At 68.2% G+C, this 12,834-nt stretch carries 14 protein-coding genes, 1 tRNA gene and 1 pseudogene; 9 read left to right on the top strand and 7 right to left on the bottom strand.

All coding sequences use genetic code 11. The annotated features are described in order from the left end of the window. The first annotated feature begins 43 nt into the window (after nucleotides 1-43). The 5 genes from AC04ME_RS01355 (at nucleotide 44) to AC04ME_RS01335 (ending at nucleotide 5,168) form a co-directional block, all read left to right on the top strand. Nucleotides 44-1,435 (top strand): MFS transporter, encoded by a 1,392-nt coding sequence (locus AC04ME_RS01355; protein ID WP_042540985.1) that lies wholly within the window; start codon nucleotides 44-46, stop codon nucleotides 1,433-1,435. An 81-nt stretch (nucleotides 1,436-1,516) separates the two neighbouring features. Continuing rightward, nucleotides 1,517-2,743, top strand: a complete 1,227-nt coding sequence (gene manD, locus AC04ME_RS01350) for a D-mannonate dehydratase ManD (protein WP_042540987.1) — start codon at nucleotides 1,517-1,519, stop codon at nucleotides 2,741-2,743. Further along, nucleotides 2,733-3,416: a bifunctional 4-hydroxy-2-oxoglutarate aldolase/2-dehydro-3-deoxy-phosphogluconate aldolase gene (locus AC04ME_RS01345; RefSeq protein WP_475433169.1), complete on the top strand. Its 684-nt coding sequence runs from the start codon at nucleotides 2,733-2,735 to the stop codon at nucleotides 3,414-3,416. Before manD ends, AC04ME_RS01345 begins: the two co-directional genes overlap by 11 nt. Next, nucleotides 3,413-4,366, top strand: coding sequence for a sugar kinase (locus AC04ME_RS01340; protein WP_311877763.1), 954 nt, complete (start codon nucleotides 3,413-3,415; stop codon nucleotides 4,364-4,366). The genes AC04ME_RS01345 and AC04ME_RS01340 overlap by 4 nt, the downstream gene beginning before the upstream one ends. 40 nt (nucleotides 4,367-4,406) lie before the next feature. Next, on the top strand, nucleotides 4,407-5,168 hold the full coding sequence (locus tag AC04ME_RS01335) for a Pr6Pr family membrane protein (protein ID WP_475433167.1): 762 nt from the start codon (nucleotides 4,407-4,409) through the stop codon (nucleotides 5,166-5,168). A 164-nt stretch (nucleotides 5,169-5,332) separates the two neighbouring features. Here the strand turns inward: AC04ME_RS01335 and arr are convergent. The 3 genes and pseudogenes from arr to AC04ME_RS01320 all read right to left on the bottom strand — a co-directional run bounded on the left by arr (nucleotide 5,333) and on the right by AC04ME_RS01320 (nucleotide 6,572). Next, nucleotides 5,333-5,744 (bottom strand): annotated as a pseudogene (gene arr / locus AC04ME_RS01330) (NAD(+)--rifampin ADP-ribosyltransferase). A 340-nt stretch (nucleotides 5,745-6,084) separates the two neighbouring features. After that, entirely contained in the window at nucleotides 6,085-6,339 is a 255-nt protein-coding gene (locus tag AC04ME_RS01325; RefSeq protein ID WP_042540993.1) for a hypothetical protein, read from the bottom strand. Beyond that, nucleotides 6,336-6,572: a hypothetical protein gene (locus AC04ME_RS01320; protein ID WP_042540995.1), complete on the bottom strand. Its 237-nt coding sequence runs from the start codon at nucleotides 6,570-6,572 to the stop codon at nucleotides 6,336-6,338. The genes AC04ME_RS01325 and AC04ME_RS01320 overlap by 4 nt, the downstream gene beginning before the upstream one ends. Nucleotides 6,573-6,795: 223 nt before the next feature. Here AC04ME_RS01320 and AC04ME_RS01315 point away from each other — a divergent pair, with 223 nt between their 5' ends. Then, complete coding sequence (locus AC04ME_RS01315; protein WP_475433164.1) at nucleotides 6,796-7,785, top strand: aldo/keto reductase; 990 nt, start codon at nucleotides 6,796-6,798, stop codon at nucleotides 7,783-7,785. A gap of 13 nt (nucleotides 7,786-7,798) precedes the next feature. Here the strand turns inward: AC04ME_RS01315 and AC04ME_RS01310 are convergent, their stop codons facing one another. The 3 genes from AC04ME_RS01310 to AC04ME_RS01300 all read right to left on the bottom strand — a co-directional run bounded on the left by AC04ME_RS01310 (nucleotide 7,799) and on the right by AC04ME_RS01300 (nucleotide 10,528). After that, nucleotides 7,799-8,596 (bottom strand): siderophore-interacting protein, encoded by a 798-nt coding sequence (locus AC04ME_RS01310; RefSeq protein WP_309692514.1) that lies wholly within the window; start codon nucleotides 8,594-8,596, stop codon nucleotides 7,799-7,801. A 70-nt stretch (nucleotides 8,597-8,666) separates the two neighbouring features. Continuing rightward, on the bottom strand, nucleotides 8,667-10,028 hold the full coding sequence (locus AC04ME_RS01305; protein WP_475433162.1) for an LCP family protein: 1,362 nt from the start codon (nucleotides 10,026-10,028) through the stop codon (nucleotides 8,667-8,669). 143 nt (nucleotides 10,029-10,171) lie between these two features. Further along, nucleotides 10,172-10,528 carry a hypothetical protein gene (locus AC04ME_RS01300; RefSeq protein ID WP_475433160.1) on the bottom strand — a complete coding sequence of 119 codons (357 nt, stop codon included), beginning with the start codon at nucleotides 10,526-10,528 and terminating at the stop codon, nucleotides 10,172-10,174. A gap of 159 nt (nucleotides 10,529-10,687) precedes the next feature. Between AC04ME_RS01300 and AC04ME_RS01295 the strand changes: the two genes are divergently transcribed. Continuing rightward, entirely contained in the window at nucleotides 10,688-11,101 is a 414-nt protein-coding gene (locus AC04ME_RS01295) for a hypothetical protein (protein WP_475433158.1), read from the top strand. A 73-nt stretch (nucleotides 11,102-11,174) separates the two neighbouring features. Here the strand turns inward: AC04ME_RS01295 and AC04ME_RS01290 are convergent. Then, a tRNA-Leu gene (locus AC04ME_RS01290) sits at nucleotides 11,175-11,257 on the bottom strand. Nucleotides 11,258-11,575: 318 nt separating this feature from the next. Here AC04ME_RS01290 and AC04ME_RS01285 point away from each other — a divergent pair. Next, entirely contained in the window at nucleotides 11,576-12,304 is a 729-nt protein-coding gene (locus AC04ME_RS01285; protein ID WP_042541009.1) for an FhaA domain-containing protein, read from the top strand. Further along, on the top strand, nucleotides 12,301-12,831 hold the full coding sequence (locus AC04ME_RS01280; RefSeq protein WP_056375015.1) for an FHA domain-containing protein FhaB/FipA: 531 nt from the start codon (nucleotides 12,301-12,303) through the stop codon (nucleotides 12,829-12,831). The genes AC04ME_RS01285 and AC04ME_RS01280 overlap by 4 nt, the downstream gene beginning before the upstream one ends. The last annotated feature ends 3 nt before the right edge of the window (nucleotides 12,832-12,834 follow it).

Genomic DNA, 12,834 nt, shown 5'->3' with positions numbered 1-12,834 from the left:
CCACCCGACACCCGCCTGTTCCTGGTCCGAAGGAGTACCTCCCATGTCAGAACCGCAGACGACGGCCACCGCCGTCGACCCCGCCGAGAAGAGGTCGGTCAAAGACCTCGTCCGCGCCGCCATCTCCGGATGGCTCGGCACGGCGCTCGAGTTCATGGACTACCAGCTCTACTCGCTGGCCGCCGCGCTCGTCTTCGCCGACCTGTTCTTCTCCTCCGAGAACCCGGCAGTCGCCGTGGTCGCCGCGATGGCCACCTACGGGGTCGGCTACGTCGCCCGCCCGGTCGGTGCGTTCTTCTTCGCTCGTCTCGGTGACAAGACCGGCCGCACGAAGGTGCTGTTCTACACGATCCTCCTGATGGGTCTCGCGACCACCCTGATCGGCTTCCTGCCGACCTACAACCAGGTGGGCGTCCTCGCACCGATCCTCCTCGTGCTGCTGCGCATCGCGCAGGGCTTCGGCGCGGGAGCCGAGATCTCCGGTGCCGGCGTCATGCTCGCCGAGTACGCACCGGCCAAGCGCCGCGGCATCATCGCCTCGCTCGTCGCCCTCGGCACCAACTGCGGCACGCTGCTCGCCTCGGGCATCTGGGCCATCCTCCTCGTCGCCTACAGCGAAGACGAGGTCATCGCCTGGGCATGGCGCATCCCCTTCATCGCCAGCGCGGTCATCATGCTCTTCGCGATCTGGGTGCGCTTCAACCTCAAGGAGACCCCGGTCTTCGAGGAGCGCGACGACGTCGTCGACGGCAAGGCGCTCTCTCGCGACGAGGTCGTGAAGCTCGCCACCGAGACCAACGACATCCGCACTCTCGAGGCGCTGCAGCGCAAGCCGTGGAAGGCGTTCTCGATCGCGCTCCTGCTGCGCTTCGGCCAGGCCGGCAACTCCGGCATGATCCAGACGTACCTGATCAGCTACATCACCGTCGTGCTGCTGCTCGACCGCTCGATCGGCGTCAACGCCGTGATCGTCTCGTCGCTCGTCGCCTTCATCACCGTGCCGCTGTCCGGTTGGCTCGGCGATCGCTTCGGCCGCAAGCGCATGTACATGGTCTGGTCGATCGTCGCGCTCATCGTCATCGTCCCGACGATCCTCATGATCAGCAGCAAGGACACCGTGCAGGTCTTCGTCGGCTATGTCGTGCTGCACAACCTCGCGGTGATGAGCTTCGCATCGCTCGAGAACCTCACGCTGCCCGAGCTCTTCGGCTCCCGCAACCGCTACACCTTCACGGCCATGGCACGAGAGATCGCCGCCATCGTCGCGACCGGTGCGGGCCCCGTCATCGCCGCCGCATGGGTGTCGGCCGTCACCGGCTCGTTCATCCCGATCATCATCATGCTGTTCATCTTCACCCTGAGCGCGCTCGTCGCATCGATCTGGATGCCCGAGGTCGCCGGTCGCGATCTGACGGACCCCCGCGACGCGATCTGACCGAACCGCTCATCACGACCCGGGGTGCGGGCGCCCGAACGCCCGCACCCCCACTTCGACCCGCTTCTTCAGGAGAACGACATGACCATCGAGATCGTCGACGTCAACATCACCAGCCCCGGACGCAACTTCGTCACGCTCAAGATCACGACCTCAGACGGCATCGTCGGCCTGGGTGACGCCACTCTCAACGGACGCGAGCTCGCCGTCGCCTCATATCTCTCCGAGCACGTGGCGTCGATGCTCATCGGCCGCGACGAGGACCGCATCGAAGACACCTGGCAGTACCTCTACCGCGGCCCGTACTGGCGTCGCGGCCCGGTGACCATGGCGGCGATCGCCGCGGTCGACATGGCGCTCTGGGACATCAAGGCCAAGAAGGCCGGGATGCCGTTGTACCAGCTGCTCGGCGGCGCCAGCCGCGAGGGCGTCCGCGTCTACGCCCACGCGTCGGGCACCGACTATGCCGCACTCAAGAACGCCATCACCGGCTACGAGGAGCTCGGCTACACCGCTGTGCGCGTGCAGACCGGCGTGCCCGGCCTCGGCCAGATCTACGGCGTCTCGTCGACGGGCCCCGGCGTGCGTTACGACTACGAGCCCGCCAAGCGCTCGGGCGACCGCCCCAGTGAAGAGACGTGGGACACCCGCAACTACCTCAACCACATGCCGGGGATCTTCTCGCAGATCCGCGAGGATTTCGGCACCGACCTGCGCATCCTGCACGACGGACACCACCGGATGTCGCCGATCGAGGCCGCGCGCTTCGCGAAGGACATCGAGCCCTACGACCTGTTCTGGCTCGAGGACTGCACCCCGGGTGAAGACCAGACCGCGCTGCGCCTGGTGCGCCAGCACTCGACGACGCCGCTCGCGATCGGCGAGGTCTTCAACTCGGTCTTCGACTACCAGACCCTCATCACCGAGCGCCTGATCGACTACGTGCGCTCTGCCGTCACCCACACCGGTGGCATCACGGCCATGAAGAAGCTGCTCGACTTCGCCGCGATCTACGGCATCAAGTCCGGCATCCACGGTCCGACCGACATCTCCCCCGTCGGCATGGCTGCGGCGCTGCACCTCGACCTCGCGATCCACAACTTCGGCATCCAGGAGTACATGCCTCACAACGAGCAGACGCTCGAGGTGTTCCAGACCTCCTTCACGTTCGACAAGGGCTTCCTGCACCCCGGCGACAAGCCCGGACTCGGTGTCGACCTCGACGAGGATGCCGCGGCCGGCCACGACTACACGAAGGCCTACCTGCCGGTGAACCGTCTGCTCGACGGGACCGTCCATGACTGGTGAGGCCATGACCGGCGAGGCCATGACCGGCGAGCCGCGCCGGGTCGCCCTGCCGCAGCGCACGGTCGACGCGCGCCTGATCGTCGTGGCACGGGCGAAGCGGGCGGAGGACTACGACGCCGTGCTCGACGTGCTCGTGGACGCCGGCATCCGCAGTGTCGAGCTCACGCTCACGACTCCCGGCACCTTCGAGCACTTCCCCCAGCTGCTCGCGCGGTTCGGCGACACGGTCGACCTCGGAATCGGCACCGTCACCAACACGGCCGACCTGGCTCGGGCGATCGAGGTCGGCGCGGCGTACATCGTCACCCCGATCACGTCGACCGGCTTCGTCACCCAGGCGACGGATGCCAATGTGCCGATCGTTCCGGGAGGACTCACGCCGACCGAGCTGTTCGCCTCGTGGTCTGCGGGTGCGTCTGCGGTCAAGGTGTTCCCCGCGGGTCAGGTCGGCCCCGCATATCTGAAGGACCTGCGTGGGCCTTTCCCCGACCTCGTCGCGGTGCCTTCCGGCGGAGTCGACCTCGCGGGTGCTGAGGCCTGGCTGCGAGCCGGTGCGGTCGCGGTGAGCGTGGGCGGTCCGCTGCTCGGCGATGCGTTCAACGGTGGCGATCTCGCCGCGTTGCGCGAGCGCGCGGCCGCGTTCGTCGAGGTGTGCGCGCGGGACTCCGCGTGACCTCGCCGTCTGTCGTCACCCTCGGCGAGACCATGGCGCTCGTGCGCACGACCGAGATCGGCTCGCTGCGGCACGCGAACTCCCTGGCGTTCGGCATCGGCGGCGCCGAGAGCAACGTCGCGATCGGCCTCGTCCGGCTCGGCATCCCGACGTCGTGGCTCGGACGCGTGGGCGACGACTCCCTCGGTGAGCGCGTCGCGCGGGAGATCCGTGGCGACGGCGTCGACGTGCGAGCGATCGTCGACCCGGATGCCGCGACCGGCCTCATGGTGAAGGAGCGCCCGTCTGCGGCATCCACCGCCGTGCATTACTACCGCGCGGGGTCGGCCGGATCCCGGCTGCGGCCGGAGGATCTGCCGGACGGATGGGTCGAACACGCCTCCCTGCTGCACATCACCGGCATCACTCCCCTGCTGTCCGACACGGCCGAGGCCGCCGTGCACCTCGCGATCGATCGGGCGCGTGCAGCCGGGACCAGGGTGAGCTTCGACATCAACTACCGTTCGGCGCTCGCCTCCCCCGCGGTCGCGGGCCCGGCGCTGCGCGACATCGCCGAGCGTTCCGATGTCGTCTTCGGCGGCGCCGAGGAGTTCGCCATCCTGTATCCCGGGATCTCGGTGGCGGATGCGGCGGCACGACTGCACGATGCCGGGTGCGCGACGACCGTGCTCAAGCAGGGTCCCGACGGCGCCTCGGTCTTCACGGCCGGATCCCTGGTCGGCGCGCCCGGGTTCACGATCGACCCGGTCGACACCGTGGGTGCGGGCGACGCCTTCGTCGCCGGCTATCTCAGCGCTCTGCTCGACGGCCAGGATCTCGAGGCCGTGCTGCGGCGAGCGAACGCCTGCGGCGCGATGGCCTGCCTGGTTCCCGGTGACTGGGAGGCCGCTCCGACCCTGCGCGATCTCGAGCGGTTCGTCGACGGTGATTCCGACCCGGTGCGGCGCTGATCCGGCGTTGAAGCAGCCCGAGAACGCGTAGCCTCGAAGGATGTCCAAAGCCGTCATTTCTCCGTCCACGGCTTCCGGCCTACCCGATGCAGAGCCCGCGCGCAGAGCGCTGTTCTCGCACGCTGCGGTGAACTCCCGACCGGTCGCGCTCGTCTACCGACTCCTGGCGCTGGCTGTCATCCTCACCGGTGTCATCCGGCACGCCAACCTCCTGACCGGCGACCCCTCGTGGACGACCGTGCTGTTCTACACGATGGTCAGCAATCTGCTCTGTCTCGCCTGGGTGCTGTTCCTCATCGTCCGGACCATCCGAGACCTGCGTCAGAGCGGCCCGTTCGGCACCTCGACGCCCAGTGCCAGGGGCAGCGGAGCGGTGATGTTCGCGATCACCGTCACGATGCTCATCTATCTCATCGTGCTCGTGCCCACGCGGTTCGCCGACGGCGACGCCGAGATCTTCTCGCTCACCGACAACCTGATCCACATCATCACGCCGGTGCTGGTCATCGTCGACTGGCTGCTCTTCGTGCCGAAGGGATCGTTCCGGTGGGTCGACCCGCTGCTGTGGACGCTCGTCCCCTACGCGTACCTGACGTGGGCGTTCGCCTATGGAGCGCTCGGCGGAGAGTTCACGCCCGGCCAGACGTATCCGTACCCCTTCATGGACGTCGACGCGCTCGGTCTCGGCGGCGTCGCCCAGTGGATCATCGCCCTGACGATCGCCCTCATCGCTGTCGGCTTCGTGTTCGTCATCATCGACCGCGCGCTCGGCGCACTCGCCCGACGGGTCGCACGGCGCTGATCCGTTCCCTCTCCTGACGCTTCCGGTCCCTTCACGGGGCCCGTTCCCTTCACGGGAGACCCCTGGCCCATCTGCAGGAGCGAAGCACGGATGCAGGACCGAACTCGAGCTTCTGTCCCGCATCCGTGCTCGAGTCCTGCAGATGTGTCGTCCTAGCCGCCGAGTCAGTTGATGATCTCGGCGCGGTCGTCGGCGTGAAGGGCGGCGAGCCTCTCCCGCCAGGAGGCGAGCGCCTCCGGTGAGAGACGGGTCCAGTCGAGCACTTCGCGCACGACCCTCAACGGCGCACTGCTGCGATAGGAGCGGGTCGGATTTGCCGGGGAACTTCTTGTCAGTCACATTCGGGTCGTTCTCGAAGTCGCCGGTCGGCTCGACCTCGTACACGCGCGGCTCACGATCACCCGGCGCGAGCTCGGCGGCGAGACCCGCGCCATCAGCCACGGCCGTGAAGTAGATGTGATTCATCACGATCTCGGGGCGGTAGTTCGACGCGAACCCCGCCGTCAGGAGGTCACCCGGGCGCAGATCCGCCTTGGTGCCGTGGAAGAAGGGCCCGTCATCCAGTGCGTCGCTCACCGGCACAGCCTACGACTGCTCCGGATGCCGCGGAAGGGCACTCTGCCCGGGCGCCGATCTGCACGGGAGGGGGAGATCCGCGTGCGGGGAAGGCACTGCTCGTGTGGAGGGAGCACTGCGCCCGGAGAAGGCACTGCGCCTGGGGAAGGCACTGCGCCGGGGAAGGCACTGCGCCTCGGGACGGCACAGCCTGGGGAGGGCACTGCCTGGTGAGGGCGCGCTGCGCGTGGGGAGGAGACCTGCGCCTGGGGAGGATGAATCCTCGGATTCTCTCCTCCCGAAGCGCAGTCTTCCTCCCGAAGCGCAGTCCTCCTCCCGGCGGAGCGCCTGCCTCAGTCCCTCAGTCGCCGGAGCGACGCGTGCCGACACCCGGCTCGTCGTTGTGGACAGACTCGTCTTGCACGGATGACTCCGAGGACGGATCGACCCGCACCGGACCCGACCCTCCGGAGTCCGCGCCGGCGTTGCCCGCGGGAATCTCCCCGACCTGGTCAGGGTCGTCGGCATCCCGATCCTCGATGAGCGCCGCGATCCCGTCTTCGGAGGGTTCTGCGCCGCTCACATCCCGGCCGGACTTCTCACCGTCGCTGGTCACTCGGTGCCGTCCCGCAGATCCGACGGCGCATCGCCGCTGTGCGGCAGGCCTTCGTCTTCCGGGGCGAGGTCGCCCTGTCCGTCCTCGCCGAGCTCGGCCTCGAGCGGCTCGTCGCCCTGTGTCTCAGGCTGCGAGGTGTCGGTGGGGAACGTCCCATCGGTGAAGTCGTCGACCGGGGGGACTCCCGGCATGTTCGGCGGGAAGCTGTTGGCGAATGCGTCGATGTTCGACATGGTGCCCTCCTCTGATTCGTCCGGACCATAATGATCCGTCCGATCCGCGGCGAGCGCAGGGCGGTTGACAGCTGACCTCGAGACGGGGAGGATTCGGCCACACCGGACCGGCGATCGGGTTCGCGCTCGTGCTCGTGCTGTTCGGATTCAGCTGACCGCCGCCCCTGACCGCTCCGCACCGTGAGAGCATCGATCGCAGACCACGACACGAGGGAGTATTCGGATGCTCGACACAGCAGACAGCGTGAGGCTCGGTCGTTCAGGACTCCGGATCTCCCCGGTGGTTCTCGGATGCATGAGCTTCGGCGCCCCGGATCGCGGCGCGCACGGGTGGTCGCTCGACGAAGAGGCCAGCCGCCCGCTGATCAGGCACGCACTCGAAGCTGGGATCACCACCTTCGACACTGCTGACGTCTACTCCGACGGCACGAGCGAGGAGTTCGTCGGTCGCGCTCTGGCCGACTTCGCGAACCGCGACGAGATCGTGATCGCGACCAAGGTGCACGGGCGCATGGGACCGGGGGCGAACCAGGCCGGGCTCAGTCGCGCCCACATCCTCTCGGGCATCGACGCGAGCCTGAGGCGCCTCGGCACCGACCACGTCGACCTCTACCAGATCCACCGATGGGATCCGCAGACCCCGATCGAGGAGACGATGCAGGCTCTGCACGACGTCGTCCGTTCCGGCAAGGCGCGATATATCGGAGCGTCGTCGATGTGGGCATGGCAGTTCGCGAAGGCTCAGCACGTTGCGGCGCAGTACGGGTGGACGCCGTTCGTGTCGATGCAGGACCAGTACAACCTGCTGCAGCGCGAAGAGGAGCGCGAGATGCACCCCTTCTGCCTCGACTCCGGAGTCGGGGTGCTGCCCTGGTCGCCGCTCGCGCGCGGCAAGCTCACACGCGACTGGGACGAGAAGACCGCACGCACCGCGACGGATGCCTTCGGAGCGACGCTGTATCGCCGCGAAGAGGAGTCGAACCGCGCCATCGTCGAGGCGGTCGCTCGCGTGGCCGAGGCGCGAGGAGTCTCCCGCGCGCAGATCGCTCTCGCATGGGTCGCTCAGCAGAGCGCGGTGACGGCGCCGATCGTCGGCGCGACGAGGGCGGGTCACATCGAGGATGCCGTCGCGGCCGTCAGCATCCACCTCGAACCCGCCGAGCTCGAAGCGCTCACCAGTGTCTATACGCCTCGCGAGCCGGAGGGTTTCTGACCCAGGTCGAGCGTTACTCGATCTGACCGATGGGCTCGCGCTTCTCGGCCTGGAACTGATCCTCTGCGCGGCCCCGTGCCCAGTAGGCCGAGATCGACAGTGACTCTCTCGGCACGTCGCGCTGCTTCAGCAGAGCCCGCACGGCCTTGATGGTTCCGCGCTCGCCATGCGCGAAGACTCCGGGGTGACCCGCACCCCAGGGCAGCTCGGCGAGAACGGCCAGCAGCTCGTCATCGGAGTCGGTCCATCGAACCGTCACACCGGCCGGCGCCTCGGGCAGGAGGCGGTCGGCCGGGTCGGCGACGGTGAGGATGACGTGCCCGACGGCATCCGCGTCCATCGCTTCGACGGCCGACGAGATCGCGGGGAGGGCGGTGTGGTCGCCGATGAGCAGATGCCACGGGGTTCCCGGCGCGGGCAGGTACCCGCCGCCTGCTCCGCTGACGACGAGCGTGTCGCCGATCTGGGCCGACCGCGCCCACGGGCCCGCGACGCCCTCGTCGCCGTGCACGACGAAGTCGATCACGAGGCGCTGCTGCTCGGCATCCGCCGCGCGCACCGTGTAGGTGCGTCGGGTGGGCAGCTTCTCGGGGCTCTCCTCGCGCAGCTGCGCGAGATCGTACGGAGGAGTGAGCCCGTGGCGCGGGTCGGCGAACAGGATCTTCACGTACTTGTCGGAGAAGACGTTGTCGGTGAAGGCCTCGTACCCGTCGCCTCCGGCCGTGATGCGCACGAGGTCAGGACTGACCTGCTCCACCCGCTGCACGCTGAGCACGGCTTGGCTGGGGGTTCGACGAGGCTGGTCCGGCATTTTGCGTCTCCTGACGGTGAGGAACGAAGTCCCCTCCAGTCTGCCCGGCGCAGCCCGGAGCGAGGGCCGCTCAGCCGGCACAGAGGTCGGTGTCGGCGCTGCGGTTCACCGCGTCGACCGGGCGCGGCGGCACCGGCGTCGCGTGGGGCTGCGAGACGAGCGCTTCGTAGTCGCCACCGAGCAGCACCTGCACTCCTTCGACGTCCCCGACCTGAACGGTCACCGCGAGGCCCAGTTCGGCAGCCAGCGCCTGCGCCGTCTGCTGGGCGTCGGGGGTGTCCGCAGCGGTGATCGTCGTCAGTTCGACCGGGTCGGCATTGGCGATGCTCGTGACCGTGTATCCGTATCCCGTCGCATCCTCCGAGACGCGGGATGCCAGCCCGCTGATGCCCGCTCCGTTGAGAATCTGCACGGGGGCGGTGCGCACGGTGGCTGGGGGCTGCACCTCGTCGGTGGTCAGCACGATCGGCACGTCGTCGATCAGTGCCCGGAAGATGACGTCGGCATCGGCGGTGGGCACGACGCGGTTGGGATCCTCCGGAGCCTCGGTCGTCGGCATCGTGACGAACGTCACGCTGCTCAGGGGAACATTCGCGACCCGCGCGGCGAGGCCGGCCAGATCGGTCAGGGCGCCGAGCCCCGGATCGACGGTCATCGACGAGGTGACGGCATCGAGAAACGCGTAGAGACGGTCGGGGCGCACCAGCACGTCGGACTTCGTGGCCTTCTGCACGATCGCCGAGAGCACCATCTGCTGATGCCCGAGGCGAGCGATGTCGCTCTCTTCGGCGAGCGCGTGCCGGGTGCGGGCGAGAGCGAGCGCCTGGTCGCCGTTGATCGACTGAGCGCCGGCCGGCAGGTCGAGCCTCGCGTGGCCGTCCTGCAGGGGTTCGGGCAGACACACGTCGATGCCGCCCATCGCATCGACCATGCCGATGAAGCCCTCGAAGTCCATCTGCACGAAATGATCGATCGTCATGCCCGTGAGCTGCTCGACCGCCGCGACCGAGCAGGCCGGCCCGTACTGCAGGGCCGAGTTCAGCATCCCGAAGCCGCCGTCGTACGACCCGCGTCCGTTGTCGTCGCAGGCGGGCAGGTCGCCGAGGGTGTCACGCGGAAGCTGCACGGCGTCGATCCGCGTGTTGTCGCTCGAGATGTGAGCGATGACCATCGCATCACTGCGCTCGGTGCCGTCGTCCTCGCCGAAGCCGTCCGATTCGAGTGCTCTCGAGTCGGATCCGAGCAGCAGGATGTTCAGATCCCCTGTCGCGAGCTCGGGTTCGGACTCCCCGTCGTCCGAGCGGATCGGCGCGGTCGTGACGTTCCCCTGCAGCTGCGCGTAGGCGATCGCACCGACGGCGACCAGCGCCACGACGACGGCAGCGCTGATCCAGCCGATCACCCGGCCACGCCGCCGGCGAGGTCGTGGCACCGGTCCGGTCTCGGGCGATGCGTCGTTCTGGCCGTCACTGGGGGAGGATGCTGGCGGTCTCACCTGTTCACACCATCACGACTCAGCCGCCACCACCAACACGTGGAGGCGGCGAGTCCTGCGAGGGTGCTGTGAGCTCGGGCTCACACCGTGACGTAGCCGCGGGAGGAGTCATCGTGGATGAGGCGGTAGTCCGGGCTCGTCCCACGGTGATCGGCAAGGCTCCACACCCGTGCCGATCTCGTCTGGTCGGAGGACGAAGCGCCGTATTCGAGCACGAGTGCGGTCGGCATCCGCCCGTCGCGGTACTCGCCGACGAAATAGCGCGGGCTCCCCAGACCGCCCGAGTCCACCCGACCGACGAAGTGACCGGGCTCGCTCGCGCGAGGCGGGGTGGCGAGCAGGTCGGCGGTCGTGATGCGCTGCACGGACTCAAGCTGTGCGAACCGCAGCAGCGGGGCGGGCAGAGATCTGTACTCTGGGGCGTGTTCGTGACTCATGCGAGCCTCCTCAGTCAGGGATGGTGGTGTCTCACGGACAGTGGTGCCCGGGCTGCAACCCCGGCACCACGTTGTTCTTCCACCGTACCTTATTTTGAGTCATTCAAAATAACCGGCACACTCGGCGCGTCAGACGCGAGCGGTGAGTAGCCTTCATCCATGAGCTTCCACATCGAGCACACACTCGACGGCCGCCACACGAGCACCGGCAGCTACGACACTCTCGGCGAGGCGGTGATCGCGGCGCTGGGCGTGAGGCGGGCGCCCGTGCTCGTCGTCGACGACTCCGCGCCTGGAGATGCGGATGCCGTCGCCGTCGTCCTGAAGAAGGGTGAGGTGCTCACCGCAACGGGCGAGCCCGAGTGGTGGGGTCGAGTGGCGAAGGCATCTCAGCAGAAGCTCCTCGCCGGCGGTCGACTCGACGCCGCGGTCGTCACGGATCTCACCGACGCGGGTGGCGCTGTGGCCGCGACAGCATGGGAGAGCGGCCCCGTCGAAGAGTGGGAGCTGACCCCGGCATCCGACCATGACTGGGTGCGCTTCGAGGCGGCTCGGCAGGCGATTCGCGGCTGACACACTTCCGACGCATGCGAAAGGCCCGGCTTCCTCGAGAGGAACCGGGCCTTTTCACATCTGCTTCTCGCTGTGCGCGAGGGGGGACTTGAACCCCCACGTCCATAAGGACACTGGCACCTGAAGCCAGCGCGTCTACCATTCCGCCACTCGCGCGAGTATGTCGGGCTCCGAAGAACTCAACTTCCCAAAGATATCACGCGTTTCGCCTCGCGAAGAAACCGAGGCCGCGGTGGACTCAGCACCGTCGGGAGGACTTCTGCCCCTGGGGAGGAGGATCCCCTCGATTTCCTCCTCCCCAGGGGCAGTTCTCCTCCCGAACGGCGCGCCCCCGGCCGCCGCGAGACACCACCCTCAACCCCGCACACACCTCCCCACTCCCCCGGATTCTCGGCGCTTTCCCGCCTCGCGAGGGCGTTCACCCAGCACACCTGGCTACGATGTGCGTACCGGTCGGTATGCCAGAGGAGCCCAGTGGGACTACTTGACAGCTTTGAGAAGGGTCTCGAGCGCGCTGTGAACAGCGCGTTCGCGAAGACCTTCCGCAGCGGCATCCAGCCCGTGGAGATCGCTTCGGCCCTTCGGCGCGAAGCGGACACCAAAGCGGCTGTGGTGAGCAGGGACCGCATCATCGCGCCCAACAACTTCGTCGTGCGCCTCAGCACTGACGACGCCGAGCGGATGCAGGGGCTCGGCGGGGCCCTCACCGATGAGCTGCATGCACTGCTCACGAAGCACGCGAAGGCCCAGGGCTACAGCTTCTCCGGCCCGCTGTCGATCTCACTCGAAGGCGACGACAAGATCGCCACCGGCACGATCAACGTCAGCTCGGGCACGGTCGAGGGCCGCGTCAACTGGCAGGCCGTCATCGACGTCGACGGCCGCCGCCATTCGCTCACCCGTGCCCGCACGGTCATCGGCCGCGGAACGGATGCCGACATCACGATCTCCGACGCGGGATCCAGCCGCAAGCACGTCGAGGTCCTCTGGGACGGCGAGCGCGCCATGATGCGCGACCTCGGCTCGACCAACGGCACCAAGGTCGACGGCCAGAAGGTGCGAGAAGCGGCCCTTCCCTCTGACACCACCATCACCATCGGACGCACCGACCTGGTGTTCCGCATCGTTCCCGTCGCCACCCCGTCACGCCCGCCGCGGCCGCGCGACGACGACGCGACCCGCGCGTTCGGAGCCATCTCGTGAGCACTCCCAGCGAGCTCGTCCTGCTCCTGCTGCGCATCGGCTTCCTGCTGATCCTGTGGTTCTTCGTGTTCGGAGTCGTCTACTCGCTGCGCGCCGACCTCTTCGGCATGAAGGTGCGCAAGCTCCCGGCCGAGGCCGCTGCCGCGATGCCCGCCCCGACGAAGGCACCCGCCTCAGCACCGGCATCCCGCCCCGCATCGTCGAAGCCCAGCACCGGCCCCGCGACGGTCGCGACGGCCAAGCGCCTCGTGATCACCTCCGGCCCGAAGGCGGGGCTCGAACTGCCCCTCGGCACCGAGACTCTGACGATCGGCCGCTCGAGCGAGTCGGCTCTCGTGATCCGCGACGACTACACCTCCAGCCATCACGCGCGCCTGCTGCTCCGAGGCGACAGCTGGGCCATCCAGGATCTCGACTCGACCAACGGCACGTACGTCGCCGGCCAGCGGGTGACCGGCGGTCCCGTCGGCCTCGCCCTCGGCACCCCGATCAAGGTGGGCGCCACGACCTTCGAGCTGCGAGCCTGACCC

The sequence above is a fragment of the Microbacterium sp. LjRoot205 genome (assembly GCF_056175745.1).
This window is presented reverse-complemented; position numbering and strand designations above follow the sequence as displayed.